This window comes from Pedobacter sp. GW822-FHT03F06 (assembly GCF_058801365.1).
The window spans coordinates 249,281-265,229 of sequence record NZ_JBXANE010000009.1; the positions used below are offsets into that span (position 1 = coordinate 249,281).

The following is a 15,949-nucleotide window of genomic DNA, read 5'->3' on the forward strand; positions in this document are numbered from 1 at the left end:
TTGGGCATTCATTATAAACTAAGCCTAGAAAAGAAATAAATAGACTAATCACTATAATGGAATTATACACCCCTGACCAAACAGACAGAGATATTTTAACACTATTACAAAAAGATGCAAGGTTAACCTATAAGGAACTGGCTGCTACGTTGCATTTGTCAAAATCGCCCATTCAGGAACGTGTAAAACGCTTAGAACGTTTAGGCTTCATTTCTTCAGTAGTGGCATTAATCGATCCTAATAAATTTGAGAACTGTATGATATCCTATTTACAGGTTCAACTTACCAATCATTCTGTTAATGCTTTTCGGTTATTTCAGCAGGAGGTAAGCAAACTTGATGAAGTATTGGAGTGTTACCATACTACCGGAGGCTTCGATTTTATGTTAAAAGTTGTTGCAAAAAATATGATCGCTTATAACGATTTTCTAATTAATAAATTCGGTCGTTTGGATAATATAGGCACCCTTAATAGCTCACTTGTAATTACGCAGGCTAAACGCGAAACCGCTTTACCTGTATAACAAGACCATTAAATTCATAAACGAAAAGGCACCCCGACTTTAAATACGGAGTGCCTTGTTGATTTTTATAGCTTATATAGCCACATTGATCTGTACATTAATATTACCACGGGTAGCTTTAGAATACGGACAAGTTTGGTGCGCGGCCTCAACCACTGTTTTTGCTTCTTCGTAAGTAAGTCCGGGTAAAACTACATTTAATCTTGCCTGAAGGTTAAAACCACTATCGGCCAAAGCCAGATCAACTTCTGCATCAATTGCAGCATCAGCAGGAAGTGCAATTTGAAGTTGAGGGGCATTGTGTTTCATTGCACCAATAAAACATGCAGCCCAGCCTGCCGCAAATAATTGCTCAGGGTTGGTTCCTTTTCCGGCACTGCCAGGAGATGATAAGGTAGTGTCAAGCGCCCCATCGCTACTTTTTGCGAAGCCCTCCCGACCGCCATTTACATGTACCTTTCCGGTATAAAGCACTTTGTTGATGACTACATTTAAAGTATTTGCTGATTCGATTACATTTTGATTTTCCATTTTTTTAAAATTTATTGTGATTATTTAATTCTTAGGATGAATATTTTAGTTTTTTTAGGACATCATTGCTGCCTGGATAATGGCATCTGCAAATGCCTTAGGTGCTTCCTGAGGAAGATTATGGCCAATGCCGCCACTTAGATTATAATGCACATATTTGCCTTTAAACTTAGCGGCATAAGTATCTGGTTTGCCATGCGGTGCGCCATTTGCATCACCTTCGAGCGTAATGGTCGGCACTGTTATTGCCGGAAACGTGGCTAGTATTTTTTCATATTTATCATATTGGGCTTCCCCTTCTGCCAGCCCCAATCTCCACCTGTAATTATGGATTACAATGGCCACATGATCTGGATTATCCAGTTCAACTACCGATTTTTCAAAAACGGCATCAGTGAATTTCCATTCTGGAGAAGCGGTTTGCCAGATCAGTTTAGCAAAATCTTTTCGGTTAGCTTCATATCCTAAACGGCCACGTTCAGTTGCAAAGTAGAACTGATACCACCACGATAATTCAGCTTTTGGTGATAATGGTTTTTGGTTTAGTGCCTGGCTTCCAATAAGGTATCCGCTTACCGAAACCATTGCTTTACAACGTTCTGGCCACAAAGCAGCCAAAATATTGGCAGTTCTTGCTCCCCAATCAAAGCCGCCAATTACTGCTTTATCTATTTTTAAGGCATCCATTAAAGCAATAATATCTGTAGCAATGGCCGATTGTTGTCCATTTCTCGGTGTTTTTGCCGAAAGAAACTGCGTACTGCCATGACCGCGAAGGTGTGGAACAATTACCCGGTATCCTTCTGCAGAAAGTAGGGCGGCCGCATCGGCATAGCTGTGGATGGTATAAGGCCATCCATGTAGCAGTATAACTGGTTCACCATCTGCAGGTCCGCTTTCTGCATAACCCATATTTAACACGCCTGCATGAATCTGTTTTATGGTGTCGAAAGATGTATTGCTGTGCGTATTATTATTGTTGGTTTTGTTTTTTGTAGTTTCTTTAGCATTCAAAAGGTTTAACCCTCCAAGTTCTGCAACAGCCACGGTTAGTGCTGCTACGCTTAAAAAACGCCGGCGGCTATAATTATTTTGATTTTCCATAGTTCTAAAATTTGTTGATAAATAATGTTTTACTCCGTTAGGTATGTCAAAATTAATGCGGATAGAAAGGGGAGATTAGCCTTTTCGGGATGAAATAGACAAATTAGCTTTTGACTTATACATTGTTAAACCTGAGTAAGACTATAATTTAATTCAAAGGAATGGGTATCACTTTGTGCCGCTATCATGTTGATACATTTTCTATGGTTAGCCTTTTATGCGTTTGTTAATTACTTTAACGAAACACAGATTTTACCAAAATAAAAAACATAGTTCTTCTGCTGATTTAAATCTTGCATTGTCTACTTAAGGGCCGAATCTGTCTGGTTCAGGTTTAAAATTGTTTAACTATAAGATTTACGTGGTTACTTTTGGTGAAAAAAGAAGGGATATGTGGTACAGCGATCATATTTAAAAAAAATATTATTTTTGATTATCCCAACCCGCCTAATTAGCCCGGCTAAAAACTGATATGACCAAAAACCCTTTAAAGATTTCGCCTGCCATTATCTGGGTAAGTTCCATTTTTCTTGGACTTTTATCTTCTGTTCCGCAAATAGCAGAGCATCATTTTAATGCGGCCGAAGCGGCAGTTAATGCAGCTATTACTTCGGTATTTGCATTGTTGATGTGGTATTTGAATATTTACATGCTCTCGCGAAAGAGCAGTAGGCCCAACAAACAGGGAATTTCCTACTCCAGGTTATTTAAAAGTCTTTTAATTGGTGTTGGCGTTATGCTTTGCCTGGCCTGGATTCAGCAATTAATTCTTTCGCACATTAATTTCGGTCCGGTGATGTTGATGGTAGAAGTAAGGGGAATATTGATCAATTTAATTTTTTATATGTTCCTTCATCTGTTGCAACAAAATTACGAAAATCAACAGGTGAATATGGAATTGGAGAAAATCAAAAGCGATAGTTTGGGTGCTCAGTACGAATTGCTTAAACAACAGGTTAATCCTCATTTCCTTTTTAATAGCCTCAATACGCTAAAGGCTATGGTAGAAATCGGCGACGAAGAGGCTGTCGATTTTATCCTTAAGCTTTCTAATTTTTATCGATATACCCTCGAGAGCCGTAAATTGGATCTGATTCATGTTTCGGAAGAAATGGAAATACTCAATGCTTACCTATTTTTACAACAGGCAAGATTTGATGGTGGTTTTAGTTTTACTTCTACATTAAATGAAGAAATATTGCATACCTTAATTCCTCCCTTTACGCTGCAGCTGTTAATCGAAAACTGTATCAAACATAATGTGGTTTCGCTAGATAAACCATTGCGCATCAGCTTATATGCCGAAGATGGGCAAATTGTTTTGGAAAACCCTATCCGTTTAAAAACAGCCGATGCCAACTCATTAGGCGTTGGACTTAAAAATATCACGTTGCGCTACCAACATCTTCTCGAAAAACCAATCGAAATTATTAACGATGGCCAAATTTTTAAAATTAAACTCCCATTAATTCATGAACATCATCATCATTGAGGATGAGCTGAAAACAGCTAAATCACTAGAAAATATAATTTTGAGCTTGAGACCCGACGTGAAAATATTAGGGCAGTACCAGAGCATTGAAGGATCGGTAAGAGCGTTGTCAGAGCAGCCACAGCCCGATTTGATATTTATGGATATTCAATTGGCAGATGGATTATGTTTTGAAATATTTAAACAGGTTAAAGTAAACAGCCCCATTGTATTCTGCACGGCCTTTGATGAGTACTCCTTAGAAGCTTTTAAGCGTAATGGAGTAGATTATGTATTAAAGCCATTTTCCAAAACAGATATTCAGGAGGCCTTTCAAAAGGTAGACGGCCTTCAGAATTTTTTTCAGCAAAAAGTAATCCCCGATTTAAGCAATTTATTGACAAAATTGAGCAGTCCCGCCGGAAAAGAGAGCTTTTTAGTATTTAAAAACCAGAAATATACCACAGTTCAAACCGAAAATATTGCTTTCTTTTATATCAGAAACGATGCTTCGACCATTATGTGCTTCGATAAACAAGAGTTTGCATTAAGTCAATCTCTTGATCAGATTATGGCAATGGTATCGTCTAAACAGTTCTTCAGGGTTAACCGTCAATATTTAGTGAACTTTAAAGCCATTAAAGAAATAGAACATTATTTCTTAAGGAAGTTGTTTGTTAAACTGGTGATTGAAACTCCGGATAAGTTGCTGATCAATAAGGAAAAAACGCCTGCTTTTCTTTCGTGGATGGAAGACAGGTAAAGAAAAATATTTATCTGCTATTAGGTAACAAGCTTGGCCAGAAACGGATATCCGTTTCTGGCCTTTTTTGCTTTATGGCATGCTCGTAGCTAATTTGTCTTACTTATCGGCTTGCTGTCTAACTCTTCCAGCAATTTGTCCGGTTCAGCTATTTTCACCTAATTCCAGGCATAAACCTCACTTATTTTTGATAAAAAAAGAATAGAAATTATGAAAACACTAAAAAGAATAGCGATTGTAAATGCGGTCATTGTGGCGGTAATAGCACTTAGCGCATTTATTTGGGTAGGATCTGCACAAGAAAAAAAAATAGAGCAGCCCGTTAATGGAAAAGGCTTTGCCGTTTTGGAATTATTTACGTCTGAAGGATGTTCAAGCTGCCCGCCAGCAGAAGAACTGTTGGCCAAAATAGAGAAAGAATCTAACGGGAAACCGGTGTATGTACTTGGATATCACGTCGATTATTTTGATAATTTAGGTTGGAAGGATGTTTTTGGAAGTCCGGAAAATACAAAAAGGCAAAAAAAATATAGTGCCTGGCTAAATGCACAGGTTTATACCCCTCAATTGGTGATTAACGGCGCTCAAGAATTTATAGGTTCTAATGAAAGCGATGTGAGAAATGCCATTAACAAACAGCTTCTGAATAAAGAGCATACAGCCAGTTTAGCTTTCGATACCAAAAGAGATGGGGATGTACTGACAATAAATTACGAAGCCAAAGATACTCAGGCTGGCGACGATCTTCTTTTTGCACTGGTACAAAAGAACGGTAGCACCGATGTACAGCGTGGGGAGAATGCAGGACTTAAATTATCACACGTCCAAATTGTACGGAGAACTTTAACACTATCTCTAAAAGATGCAAAATCTGGAACTGCAGTATTAAATATCCCTAAAGGTAGCAGCGCTGAAAAATGGGAAGTAATCGGAATGGTTCAGCATAAAACAACAGGCGCAATTTCAGCAGTAAATGCATCAACAACTTTTTAATCATACTTATCATCATGGAAAATCATCAAAATACCACAACCAATAGTTTGTTAGTTGGATTGGCAACCTTAATGTCGACACTTTTTCTGGTTAGCCCTCCATTTGAAAAAAATCCACAGCAATGTGAAATGGTGCAAAGCATCGGAAAGAAAAAACAGAAAAGAATAGAGAATGAGCAAGTTGTATAATATAAATCCAGTTGCAAATTCATAAGCAAGGTTTATTAATTCGGAGGTCGCCATATATTTGGCGACTTTTTTATTTAAATAATACACTCTGCGGTTTAGTATCAAACAAAGAGCGTAGCAGCGCATTCACAGCCTTTGATGTTTAGCTTTTGTGTAGATTGCCGATCTTGGACCGGTAAAATTTATCACTAATAAAAAAAGAGCGCTACTCGCGCTCTTTTTGTGGATACTGATTTAACTAGAATTTATTCAAACCTTAAACAGCAGTTAAATTTGAATAGTGGGTAGGATAAAGTTTTTGGAACATCAGGTAGGTTATTGTAACGATAGCCAATGCTATAATGGCATCGGTAGTGGCTAGTGGACCGATCACAATTAGTTTTGAGCAGAATGCAAAAATGATATCGAAGAATATTCCTGCAAATACCCATTCTTTTAACCTTAACCATTTGTTGGGGATCAGTAGAACCACGATTCCGGCTAACTTAGCAACACCAAGTACATAAATAAAATACGCTGGATACCCCAGTTGTAATGTAATGTCCCAAACAATGGGGTTTTTTGTGAGTTCACAAACTCCGCTGGTGCCAAACCATAACGAAGTTAATGAGGCGCCGATCCAGTAAATGGTTTTTGTTGTTTTAAGTGTCATAATAATTTCTTTTAAGTGTGCCCAAAAATGTTGCATAAACTTTCTAAAAACCAGTTGAATGGATCTGAACCAGACAAATTAAATACTGAATTAGACAATTGAACGAATCTATTTTATTCATGGTTTGCGGTGCACATTAACTTAAAGGCTTTAGTAAAGGTGTGTAGGCGAAGTCAGATATTTGTTACGGATAAAATCCTCCTGAATATTTACTTTAGTTCGATATTGGATATTCATTTACTGTTTATTGACCATATCCGACAATATTTTAGAATTGAAATCAAATTAACACCATAATTAATTAACTATGTCGAATCGAAACAACGCAGCCGATACTACTGGAGCTTTAACAGAGGCGGGGATAAACCCGGATAAGAAAACATTTTTAAAATCACTCACCGAAGATTGGTGGGCAGTAATATTGGGAACGATTATTATTGCCACTGTACTTTATTTAATCAAAAATGGTACTGTAATAAGTTTACCTGCATTTAAATGGGCAACCAGTGAAGACCTTTTGGGTAAAATATTATCAGCATCCAACTTATTGTTAATTGTCGAAATGGGGGCAGTGTTTCTGGCATTAGCTTCAATAGCGATAGGTTTATCAGGAGGCAATGTTGCACGGTTTGCTGGTGGTTTTGCACTCATCTATTTTTTAGCTATTGTTTCTTTTATTATTGGAGGCAACAAAAGCGTATCCTATTTTGGCTTAGAATATGTGGTATTTGCACTGCTTATCGGTATCGCATTGGGCAACCTGATCAAGTTGCCATTTTGGTTAAAAGAAGCCGTACGGTCTGAGTTTTATATTAAAACAGGTTTGGTGATATTAGGAACCACTATCTTATCGGCCGATTTGATCAAAGCTGGTCTGCCTGGGATAATACAGGCCGTTATTGTTGTTACTGTAGTTTGGTTTTTTTCGATGTGGTTAAGCCGAAAGTTAAAAGTTGATGATGAATTTGGTGTAATATTAGCTTCAGCAGTATCTATTTGTGGTGTTTCTGCAGCAATTGTAGCCGCTGGAGCCATTAATGGTGATAAGCGTAAGTTATCTTATGTAACCACGCTGGTATTGATTATGGCTATCCCGATGATGATTATTCTGCCTTGGGCGGTAAAATATTTTCATATACCTGAGGTGATTGGTGGAGCATGGCTAGGTGGTACCTTAGATACAACAGCAACCGTAACTGCTGCAGGCGATCTGGTTGGACCAGTAGCCGTTAAAGCGGGTGTTATTGCCAAGTTTTCGCAAAATGTTTTTATTGGCGTTGCTGCTTTTTTTATTGCTATATGGTGGGCCTATAAAAAACCTAAAGGTGATGATGGTGTACCACTTAAAGCTGAACGCCCCGGGTTGAAAATTGTGTGGGAGCGATTTCCGAAATTTGTATTGGGTTTTGTTGCAGCATCTCTAGTGTTCTCTTTTCTGTTATCTCCCACAACTGCAAAAAGTGTTGGGCCAACCTTAAACGGCTTACGCACCGTGTGGTTCTCAATCGCATTTATTTCAATCGGTATGGAAGCTAAATTTTCATCACTGGTAAAACTTCAGGGCGGTAAACCCGCATTTACATTTGTTACAGCACAAATATTCAACATATTTTGGACCTTGTTATGGTCGTATATTTTGTTTGGCGGGTATTTATTTCCTATACCAGATTTTAAATAGACGAGGAATTGGGTTTAAGGCTATCATTCACAGGTTCCTAGAGAAAGGTCGTCATTGCAATGACGATTATTCGCAGCCTAAAACCGCAAAAAAAAAGCGACAGAGATGTCGCTTTTTTTGTTCTTTTCTTTTCCTTATTTAGCCAATGCAACAGTTTGCGATGCATTTGTATCTGGGTTACTCATTTCTGTTGTTAGTGCAGCAAATTTGTCAAGGTTCAATTTTGGTGTTCTACCCATTACCAAGGTATGTTTGTCAGTAGCTCCGCTCAATTTTAAATCGGCATTGTTTTCGATAACGGTATATAAACTTTCTGTTTCGGAATTGATTTCAGCAACCGCATTTCCTTTTAAAAATACCTGAAGATATTTAACATCCAATTTGCCTTGTGTTTTTAAAACGGCATTGTCTGATGCCTTAACCCTATAGATATTGTTAACATAAAGGGTAATCTTTGCCACTTCTTTATCTTCTGAACTGATTTTTAATGCATATCCGTCTTGCGTTACTTTTACTTTGCCAGTATTGTCATCATTATAATTTATGCCTTCTTTCTCTCTTTGTACCAAGGTAACTTCTACATTTCCACTTACTATAACCTGGTTCACGTTTTTAGGCGCAGAAACTTTTGTTGGTTGTTTCTCATCGGCCATTACGCCTGTAGAGAAAATAGAAGAGCTTAAAACGATAGCTGCTAAAAGCGATTTTGTTAGGGTTTTGATTGAGGTTTTCATAATGCTGTTATTTATATTTTTAATTAATATTTTGTGATTGTTTTGTAGATAAGACGCCTTTACCCCAGAAACGTTGCAGTAGAAATACCGCTATTATACCAACACAGCTAAATTGTCGACGAACTGGATTTAAAAACTGCCGAATGGCAGATTATTTTTGCATCTGATTCGGAGCAGCTTCCATTTATTCAGTTTTCTTCGCAATCTGTGATTTTGCTGATACAAAACTTAATGGACAGATTTTATATTATCTTTAAGGAAGAATTCTTAGAAGCTCACCAGCGAGTTGTTCAGTTAAATAGGATAAGGGGGGCTTAAGACTTCATTTTTTTGACCAAATCGTTTAAGTAACAATATGAGAAGTACAAAATTTAGCTATCTGGCTTTTTTTATCTGCCTGATTTATATCGGTTTTTGTGGTTTTATTTCTGATAAACAGGTATATCCGCGTTTAGGGATTGTATCTGGTTTAACACAGGATAGTTTAGCCTATGCCTCTGGTTTTAAAATGATTGGCGAATCTGTTCCGAAGATGCTTTCACCTGCACTAACAGATGACCAGTTTAGTGTCAATTTAAAAAAGATTCAAGCTGCAAAATGTAAAGTGTTAACCTGTAATCTTTTTTATCCCGCGAGTATAAAAATAGCTGGCCCAGAGGTAGATGAAGCGAAGGTTTTAGCTTATGCCGAAACTGTTCTTTCAAGAGCTCAACAAGCGGGGATCAAGTTTATTGTTTTAGGCAGCTCGGGTGCAAGGAGCATTCCAGCTGATTATAATATCGCTAAGGCAAAATCAGATTTTATTGGCTTGGGCAAAAAACTGGCACAAGTTGCCGGGAAATATAAGGTTACAATTTTATTAGAAAATCTCGAAACCACCGAAACTAACTTTATCACCTCCTTAAAGTCGGCTGCAGAAATTGTAAGGGAGATTGATCATCCAAATTTCAGGCTTAATGCTGATATATTTCACATGATGCGTGAAGGAGAGTCTCCAAATGAAATTATTGAGGCCGGAACATTGATTGCGTTTTCTGAGGTTGCCGAAAAACAAAACAGGTCGTTGCCAGGTGTTATGGGCGACGATTTTAAACCTTATTTAAGGGCCTTGCACAAAATAAACTATAAAGGTTTCATCTTTATGGAAGGAAGCATCAAAAATGCCGCTGTAGAAATGCCACTTGCCTTCAAATATCTTTCTGCTCAGATTGCAGAAGTGTATTCGGAAAAGAAAGCAGATTAATTATTGTTCTTTTATACTGAAATAAGATACATAAATGCTGTTATTTCGATAATAGCACCAGCGATTGCGTATTTGATTTATCTGCAGCCTTATCAATATTTGGTAAACGCATTTTGGCAACATTGGTCTCGACGGTTAAAGATGGATTTTCACTTTTGGTAAGTGCAGCTATGTCTCTTACTGTGCTCGATAACATTTTAAGTGTAAGCATAAATTGACGGTCGATATTCCTGATCTTTTGAAAATCAACATTTGGATTAAAACGTTCGGTATTTGACCGCTCACTGTGATTAAACTGGATGCTGTCTAAAAGAACCAGTTTGTCTGTAATCTGGTTCAATACTTCATCCGAAAGGTTTAGACCTTTTATGCCTATTACCCTATTGTTTTTTACATAATAATCTAAGCCATTAAAGCTAATGAGGGTCAAGTCCTTCCTGTTGATGATATATTCTGCCTTTGGAAGGCTGTTTTTCGAACGGTTTTTATTAAATGCACTGCGCTGAGCAGCTAAACGTTCAATCATATCGTTTCCGTTCAATCTTTCTATATTTTCTAAAATATCAGATTGTTTTGTCAGCTTGTTTTGAGCAAGAACATGAATCGATGAGCAAGATAATGAGGCAATTAAAAAAAATACTAGAGCGAATAATTTGGCACTTTTCATGCGGCAAATATATATTCATTATTGCTAATATTAAATTTTTTGTATGTTTAATATTACGTTTTTAGCATGTTTTTGGAATTTTATTGATGACAAAAATCAATTTTTTGTTTAATACTTAAAAAACACATCAAATTGTTCGGTTCAACAATTTAAAATTGAAGAACAGAAATACTAATTAAACCTTTCAACGTTATGTTTTTTGTGCTTTAGAAATAGTTCTATACTTTTGATTTCGCGATATATACTATCACCTCATTATTGATGATCGAGCTCGACTTTTTCTTTAACCAGCCTAATGGCGATATCATGCATTTTCAGCTTATCCAGCTTTCGAGAGGTGAGTTATGGACTGTTCTTGATCATGAACAGGTATTGGAAAGGATAGTAAAAGAAGATGGGAAATGGAAAAGGTTGCTAGGCGGTTCCTTATCTGAAGCGCTTATCCAAAACATAGGACTGTTTATTGACCGGCAGCAATATCAAACTTTGCCCATCGAGATTAAATTGAGATGGCCAAAGCTTATTGAGGAAATTATAGTGAATTCAGATGCTGAATATATTGTGGTCTGCAAACCATTTGTAAATTTCAGATCATTTGAAAAAATGTTTGAAAAATTTGTACCTGCCATGATAAAGGATGAGTGGGCAATCAATTTTAAAGTTTATAACCATGATTTTGGCGAAGACTTTATAAAGAAACTCAGCCGCAAGGAAGAAAAAACCAGTTTCAACCTATTCAGAAATGGTAACTTTGCATTGGAAATCCAGATTTTAGCTTATGTTAACTATTGGGTATTTAACGCAATGTTAATACTGGGTTTATCTGCTATCTATACTTTTGTTGTGTAAATATTTGGTTAGTATTATACAAGTTTAGTTAGTTGATAAGGAAAGGCCTCAATGGATATTGTGGCCTTTTTGATTTTAATATTTGCTTATCAGCATCACATTAAAGGGTTGGTTTCCTACTAAGGTTTCGATATGCTCTTAAAAAAATTAATTACAACTGAGCTTGCTTCCTGTGGGTAAACGTGTCCTCCGGGATGTTGGTAGCGTACTACTGGTGTTTTTGTATCTTAAGGATAAAATGTGGCACAGGGCGCGCGCATAGTGTAGTCTACATTCCAACGCATTATTTTTATACCCAGATATGTTGAATTTGGTGAGGCATTGGAGAGGAGTAGAATATTACAGATAAAATCCAGGTAAAGCTATTTTTGCTACAGCACCCTTTCGATTTATTGAACATACATTTAGGACAACCGATAGCCAATTAAGTTTAAATCAATGTTAATTTTCCTTTATTAAAACTGCTTGGCTGCGAAGTTTTCATTGAGATTGCTATAGTGGTGTTAATTCTACAGTGTTAGCTAAACATATTTTGGTGGCAGCAAGCCCCCTTGCTGTAAGCGCTATTTCAAAATAAATTTCATCATTAAGCCTGATTTCTTCCTGGAGTTCCATTAAAAAGAATTGAATTTTCTGTTCGTTTTCATCTTTAATAATGCCATACCCACTATTTTGATCTACATAGCATATTGTACCCTTTCTCATTTTTTAATCTGTCTGGTTAAGATTTACAATTAATTTTTCAATGAAGATTTTTCTAAATGTTAGAACGTCAATTAGGAAGGTTTAATATAGTAATAATTTTGTTACATTTAATTAGGGGAATCAATAATATTCTCATTAGTGAAATGTGTTTAAGGGAGGGTGTCCTTATTGCACCAGTTTCACTGTTAAAGTGGGATAATTTGTTCAGTTTTTTTGTCTTGAGATTCTACGATTAATGCATTTAAGGAAATACTTATGCTTAAAATATAGAAACCTTCTTCGTCAATTCCTGCATTTATTTCGGCATTTTGGTGGTATGCATATTTTAATCGGTTACGAATATTGTCCATTCCTGAGCCAAAGCCTACTTTACTTTTCACTAATCTGGGTAAATTTCGGCTTTCGATATGCAGTTTGTCATCAAAGGTGTAAACATCTATAGTGGCCTTGTTTTCGATGTCGTTAAGATTCCCGTGTTTAAACATGTTTTCCAAAATAGTAAGCAAAACCAGTGGAATTAATTTGATGCCACCAAGATCAGGACCGCTAGCAAGTTCGATATAAATTGCACCCTGTGTAATGCGGTGCAAACCAATCAGATTTTCGCATTGTGCAATTTCTTCACTTAAATATACGTAGCCTTCATTGTGTTGGGTATTGGCAGCAAAACGCATCATATCAGAAAGATAAAGCATTACTTTGGCGTCTTCTGGAGAGTAGGTGCTTAGTTTCTGGTGTACAAACTCAAATGTGTTAAAAAGCAGATGGGGATTAATTTGTGCCTTCATGAAAGCATTTTTAGACATGGCTAGTTCCTTGTCCATTTTTTCCTTATCAATAAGCATTTGAAAACGCTGCTTTTCAATACGGGATTTTTCTGCTTTTTCTCTGATGAACCGCTTTAAGAAATAATAACCTGTAGAAAAAATAAGGAAAAATGAGCCTCTATAAAGCACCTTGGCTATTCTGATTCTAAGACTTGGTAGTTCTCCAGGTAAAATATTGGTATAGGTATTTAGCAAAATGTCTACACCAGTAACCAGACCTAAATAAATCAAGATAGTTGATATCACAACCAGAGGAACTTTCCATAGTGCTCCGTTATGAAATGCTGTTGCTTTTTCCAGCAGTAAAGTATAGGTATAAAAGAAAGTGATATTAATGGTGTAATGAATAGCATAGTTACCAAATGTACCGGCCATACCTACCCAGTAAATAACCACAACGGTTTCCCAAAATATAAATACAGACCATGCAATTATATGTATCCGGTAAGTATGTAGCCAGTTTCGTAACATTCCCATGCTCCGTTTTAATCTATCCATAATGACTTATTTACTATCTGTGTAACAACTAAAGTTATAGGGCGCTATCGCTGCTAGTTTTCGAAAAAAAACAATTATGAAGACTCAAAAACTAGCTAAAAGAACACTATTTGTATTTAAAAAAAAACTGAGTAAAGAGATCAGTAACCCAACAACGGTGTCTGATCCAACTACTATAACAGTTTCTACGAATACAGGTATAATTTAATTTATTGAATGTTTCCATCAGTAGCCGTTATTTTTTACGGCTACTGATGATTAGTTTAGTAGACATAAAACCCTTAAATTCATTATAATAAATATCTCCAACGGTAAAGCTAATGTGGTTGTTCATGGTAATCCGGTTACCATCCACATACAAAATCTTATCAATAGCAACAATGTAACCGCGGTGTAACTGTATAAAACCTTTCTTGATGCTAAGCTGTTCCCGAATATCTTTTAAACTTAGGTAAGCAATAATTACTTTTTCTACAGTATGTATTTTAATGTAATTGTGAAAACTTTCAAAAGCAATAATATCTTCATATTTAACCATTACGGCACGGTGTTCCTCTTCTTTGTTTTTAACTAGAAAGTAATCTTCGTTGGTGCCGCCTGTCATTTCCTGTCCAAAAAGCCTGGTAATGGTAGTGGCAAATTTGGCATAACTATATGGTTTAAGCAAATACGCATCTCCTGCAGCTTCAAAAGCATCAAAAGCGTATTCCTGGTGTGAAGTAGTGAAGATGAGTTTTCTGGTTCTAAAGCGGATGGCCTTAGCTAATTCCAGACCCGAAATTTGAGGCATTTCCACATCCATAAAAATTACATCGACTGTTTCTGAGTTGGCTAGCTCTCTTAAAGCAGTAATTGGATCGGTATATTGCTGGACGAGTCGCATGTTCGGGGTATCCTCGATATATTTTTGTAGCCCCGCTAAGGAACTGAACTGGTCGTCTATGGCTATGCACTTAATCATCTTCAAAAATCTGTTTCTCTTATAACGAAATTACGCCTTTTCGTACCGAAAAGGGTACTATCTGTACGGATTAATTTAAATTCCTTTCTTATTTACTAATTTAACGCAAAAATGTGTCAATTAAGTTACAAGATGCGGGCAATAGCTACAATCCATAAAAATATGCTAGAATACCTGTAAAAAATATACTCGCCTTTTGTGGTTTTGCTAATCGAATTACAAGTTTTAATCAAGCTAAGAGCGCTGATTTGTACATTTTGTTACAATAATATATATACTCCTACACCTGTGTAGTTCTGGTTGTCTGATCGTGTTTTCATTTTGCATAGATTCCCTGCTAATACCCAATATACTCCTTAGTGTTGGTTAAACGTCATATATATTCAGATAAACCAGACTTGGTTTTATTAAAGATATTTTTGCAGCATAGATTTTATTCCTATTAATTTATGGCTGATCACTTATTGAAAAATATTCCTTATTCCGTTCTCGATCTTGCAACCGTGTTAGATGGTTTTACTGCTGCAGATACCTTTAAAACAAGCCTCGATTTAGCTAAACAGTCTGAAACTTTAGGTTATAGACGTTACTGGTTTGCCGAACATCATAATATGGCCGGTGTTGCCAGTTCGGCAACGGCGGTGCTTATTGGGTATATTGCTGGTGGCACCAATAGCATCCGCGTAGGCTCTGGAGGCATTATGCTACCCAATCATGCACCCTTAATTGTTGCCGAACAATTTGGTACTTTGGCTTCTCTTTATCCCAACCGTATCGATCTGGGCTTAGGCAGGGCACCTGGAACCGATCAGGTTACGGCAATGGCTATCCGTGGCGAAAACTTTAGTGCTGTTCATAGTTTTCCCAGAGATATTGACAAGCTACAGCAGTTTTTCTCTGCAGGTAATAATCGTGCGAGTGTAAGAGCCATTCCGGGAGAAGGATTGGATATTCCGATCTGGATTTTGGGTTCGAGTACAGATAGCGCCCGATTAGCAGCAGAAAAAGGCCTTCCTTATGCTTTTGCAAGTCATTTTGCACCAGCTTATTTCGAACAGGCTATCGCCATCTATAGAAATAACTTTAAGCCATCCCCATTTTTACAGGAACCTTATGTAATGGCCTGTGTAAATGTGGTTGCTGCCGATACCGACGCAGAAGCTGAACGTTTATCAAGCTCTGTAAAACGCATGTTCCTCGGTGTAATTACAGGCAAAAGAGAATTATTGAAACCTGCAGTAGACGATATTAATGTTTATTGGGATCAGTTGGAAAAAGAAGCTGTAGAACAAATGTTGTATTATTCTTTTATTGGGAGTGCCGAAACCATTAAAGAAAATTTAGAAGCTTTTGTTGCAAAATATGGCGTAAACGAGATTATGAGCACCTCGCATATTTACGATCATCAGGCAAAATTGCATTCAAATAAAATTTTTGCAGGATTATTTAAGTAATTGATTAGGAGTCATTGCGAATATGTCTCCTTCATGATTCGTCATTTCGAGCGGAGTGCAACGCAGTCGAGAAATCTATCTATCGAGGTAGATATCTCCATTCCATT

The 15,949-nt window shown here is 36.9% G+C and carries 17 protein-coding genes; 9 read left to right on the plus strand and 8 right to left on the minus strand.

From position 1 onward, the window contains the following. Window positions 1-56: 56 nt before the first annotated feature. On the plus strand, window positions 57-524 hold the full coding sequence (locus tag AC1RJ8_RS17235; protein ID WP_492956160.1) for an Lrp/AsnC family transcriptional regulator: 468 nt from the start codon (window positions 57-59) through the stop codon (window positions 522-524). A 72-nt stretch (window positions 525-596) separates the two neighbouring features. Here AC1RJ8_RS17235 and AC1RJ8_RS17240 read toward each other — a convergent pair whose 3' ends face one another. Next, the gene (locus tag AC1RJ8_RS17240; RefSeq protein ID WP_492956161.1) at window positions 597-1,055 is read right to left on the minus strand and encodes an organic hydroperoxide resistance protein; all 459 of its coding nucleotides are present in this window, start codon (window positions 1,053-1,055) and stop codon (window positions 597-599) included. Between the two features lie 54 nt (window positions 1,056-1,109). After that, on the minus strand, window positions 1,110-2,159 hold the full coding sequence (locus AC1RJ8_RS17245) for an alpha/beta fold hydrolase (protein ID WP_492956162.1): 1,050 nt from the start codon (window positions 2,157-2,159) through the stop codon (window positions 1,110-1,112). Between the two features lie 472 nt (window positions 2,160-2,631). Between AC1RJ8_RS17245 and AC1RJ8_RS17250 the strand changes: the two genes are divergently transcribed. The 4 genes from AC1RJ8_RS17250 (at window position 2,632) to AC1RJ8_RS17265 (ending at window position 5,574) form a co-directional block, all read left to right on the plus strand. After that, window positions 2,632-3,651, plus strand: a complete 1,020-nt coding sequence (locus tag AC1RJ8_RS17250) for a sensor histidine kinase (RefSeq protein WP_492956163.1) — start codon at window positions 2,632-2,634, stop codon at window positions 3,649-3,651. Next, a complete protein-coding gene (locus AC1RJ8_RS17255) occupies window positions 3,632-4,393 on the plus strand; it encodes a LytR/AlgR family response regulator transcription factor (RefSeq protein WP_492956164.1) in 762 nt (253 codons plus the stop codon). The genes AC1RJ8_RS17250 and AC1RJ8_RS17255 overlap by 20 nt, the downstream gene beginning before the upstream one ends. A gap of 210 nt (window positions 4,394-4,603) precedes the next feature. Then, window positions 4,604-5,386 (plus strand): DUF1223 domain-containing protein, encoded by a 783-nt coding sequence (locus AC1RJ8_RS17260; RefSeq protein ID WP_492956165.1) that lies wholly within the window; start codon window positions 4,604-4,606, stop codon window positions 5,384-5,386. A 14-nt stretch (window positions 5,387-5,400) separates the two neighbouring features. Continuing rightward, window positions 5,401-5,574: a hypothetical protein gene (locus AC1RJ8_RS17265; protein WP_492956166.1), complete on the plus strand. Its 174-nt coding sequence runs from the start codon at window positions 5,401-5,403 to the stop codon at window positions 5,572-5,574. Window positions 5,575-5,830: 256 nt separating this feature from the next. Here the strand turns inward: AC1RJ8_RS17265 and AC1RJ8_RS17270 are convergent, their stop codons facing one another. Beyond that, entirely contained in the window at window positions 5,831-6,226 is a 396-nt protein-coding gene (locus AC1RJ8_RS17270) for a DoxX family protein (protein ID WP_492956167.1), read from the minus strand. A 307-nt stretch (window positions 6,227-6,533) separates the two neighbouring features. Here AC1RJ8_RS17270 and AC1RJ8_RS17275 point away from each other — a divergent pair, with 307 nt between their 5' ends. Then, window positions 6,534-7,904 carry a YeiH family protein gene (locus AC1RJ8_RS17275; protein WP_492956168.1) on the plus strand — a complete coding sequence of 457 codons (1,371 nt, stop codon included), beginning with the start codon at window positions 6,534-6,536 and terminating at the stop codon, window positions 7,902-7,904. 134 nt (window positions 7,905-8,038) lie between these two features. Here AC1RJ8_RS17275 and AC1RJ8_RS17280 read toward each other — a convergent pair whose 3' ends face one another. Further along, window positions 8,039-8,638 (minus strand): GIN domain-containing protein, encoded by a 600-nt coding sequence (locus AC1RJ8_RS17280; RefSeq protein WP_492956169.1) that lies wholly within the window; start codon window positions 8,636-8,638, stop codon window positions 8,039-8,041. 355 nt (window positions 8,639-8,993) lie between these two features. Here AC1RJ8_RS17280 and AC1RJ8_RS17285 point away from each other — a divergent pair, with 355 nt between their 5' ends. Next, window positions 8,994-9,881, plus strand: coding sequence for a sugar phosphate isomerase/epimerase family protein (locus AC1RJ8_RS17285; protein WP_492956170.1), 888 nt, complete (start codon window positions 8,994-8,996; stop codon window positions 9,879-9,881). A 40-nt stretch (window positions 9,882-9,921) separates the two neighbouring features. On the opposite strand, the gene AC1RJ8_RS17290 is transcribed toward AC1RJ8_RS17285, so the two are convergent. Next, complete coding sequence (locus AC1RJ8_RS17290) at window positions 9,922-10,548, minus strand: hypothetical protein (RefSeq protein ID WP_492956171.1); 627 nt, start codon at window positions 10,546-10,548, stop codon at window positions 9,922-9,924. Between the two features lie 261 nt (window positions 10,549-10,809). On the opposite strand from AC1RJ8_RS17290, the gene AC1RJ8_RS17295 reads away from it, so the two are divergent. Beyond that, entirely contained in the window at window positions 10,810-11,397 is a 588-nt protein-coding gene (locus tag AC1RJ8_RS17295; protein ID WP_492956172.1) for a hypothetical protein, read from the plus strand. Between the two features lie 492 nt (window positions 11,398-11,889). Here the strand turns inward: AC1RJ8_RS17295 and AC1RJ8_RS17300 are convergent, their stop codons facing one another. The 3 genes from AC1RJ8_RS17300 to AC1RJ8_RS17310 form a co-directional block, all read right to left on the minus strand. Beyond that, a complete protein-coding gene (locus tag AC1RJ8_RS17300; RefSeq protein WP_492956173.1) occupies window positions 11,890-12,102 on the minus strand; it encodes a cold-shock protein in 213 nt (70 codons plus the stop codon). A 185-nt stretch (window positions 12,103-12,287) separates the two neighbouring features. After that, entirely contained in the window at window positions 12,288-13,427 is a 1,140-nt protein-coding gene (locus AC1RJ8_RS17305; protein ID WP_492956174.1) for a sensor histidine kinase, read from the minus strand. A gap of 235 nt (window positions 13,428-13,662) precedes the next feature. After that, window positions 13,663-14,388, minus strand: a complete 726-nt coding sequence (locus tag AC1RJ8_RS17310) for a LytR/AlgR family response regulator transcription factor (RefSeq protein ID WP_492956175.1) — start codon at window positions 14,386-14,388, stop codon at window positions 13,663-13,665. 449 nt (window positions 14,389-14,837) lie between these two features. Here AC1RJ8_RS17310 and AC1RJ8_RS17315 point away from each other — a divergent pair, with 449 nt between their 5' ends. Beyond that, window positions 14,838-15,842: an LLM class flavin-dependent oxidoreductase gene (locus AC1RJ8_RS17315; RefSeq protein ID WP_492956176.1), complete on the plus strand. Its 1,005-nt coding sequence runs from the start codon at window positions 14,838-14,840 to the stop codon at window positions 15,840-15,842. Window positions 15,843-15,949 lie beyond the last annotated feature (107 nt).

Coding starts and splice junctions, on each gene's coding strand:
- AC1RJ8_RS17235 (WP_492956160.1), top strand. CDS start 57: ATGGAATTATACACCCCTGACCAAACAGACAGAGATATTTTAACACTA.
- AC1RJ8_RS17240 (WP_492956161.1), bottom strand. CDS start 1,055: ATGGAAAATCAAAATGTAATCGAATCAGCAAATACTTTAAATGTAGTC.
- AC1RJ8_RS17245 (WP_492956162.1), bottom strand. CDS start 2,159: ATGGAAAATCAAAATAATTATAGCCGCCGGCGTTTTTTAAGCGTAGCA.
- AC1RJ8_RS17250 (WP_492956163.1), top strand. CDS start 2,632: ATGACCAAAAACCCTTTAAAGATTTCGCCTGCCATTATCTGGGTAAGT.
- AC1RJ8_RS17255 (WP_492956164.1), top strand. CDS start 3,632: ATGAACATCATCATCATTGAGGATGAGCTGAAAACAGCTAAATCACTA.
- AC1RJ8_RS17260 (WP_492956165.1), top strand. CDS start 4,604: ATGAAAACACTAAAAAGAATAGCGATTGTAAATGCGGTCATTGTGGCG.
- AC1RJ8_RS17265 (WP_492956166.1), top strand. CDS start 5,401: ATGGAAAATCATCAAAATACCACAACCAATAGTTTGTTAGTTGGATTG.
- AC1RJ8_RS17270 (WP_492956167.1), bottom strand. CDS start 6,226: ATGACACTTAAAACAACAAAAACCATTTACTGGATCGGCGCCTCATTA.
- AC1RJ8_RS17275 (WP_492956168.1), top strand. CDS start 6,534: ATGTCGAATCGAAACAACGCAGCCGATACTACTGGAGCTTTAACAGAG.
- AC1RJ8_RS17280 (WP_492956169.1), bottom strand. CDS start 8,638: ATGAAAACCTCAATCAAAACCCTAACAAAATCGCTTTTAGCAGCTATC.
- AC1RJ8_RS17285 (WP_492956170.1), top strand. CDS start 8,994: ATGAGAAGTACAAAATTTAGCTATCTGGCTTTTTTTATCTGCCTGATT.
- AC1RJ8_RS17290 (WP_492956171.1), bottom strand. CDS start 10,548: ATGAAAAGTGCCAAATTATTCGCTCTAGTATTTTTTTTAATTGCCTCA.
- AC1RJ8_RS17295 (WP_492956172.1), top strand. CDS start 10,810: ATGATCGAGCTCGACTTTTTCTTTAACCAGCCTAATGGCGATATCATG.
- AC1RJ8_RS17300 (WP_492956173.1), bottom strand. CDS start 12,102: ATGAGAAAGGGTACAATATGCTATGTAGATCAAAATAGTGGGTATGGC.
- AC1RJ8_RS17305 (WP_492956174.1), bottom strand. CDS start 13,427: ATGGATAGATTAAAACGGAGCATGGGAATGTTACGAAACTGGCTACAT.
- AC1RJ8_RS17310 (WP_492956175.1), bottom strand. CDS start 14,388: ATGATTAAGTGCATAGCCATAGACGACCAGTTCAGTTCCTTAGCGGGG.
- AC1RJ8_RS17315 (WP_492956176.1), top strand. CDS start 14,838: ATGGCTGATCACTTATTGAAAAATATTCCTTATTCCGTTCTCGATCTT.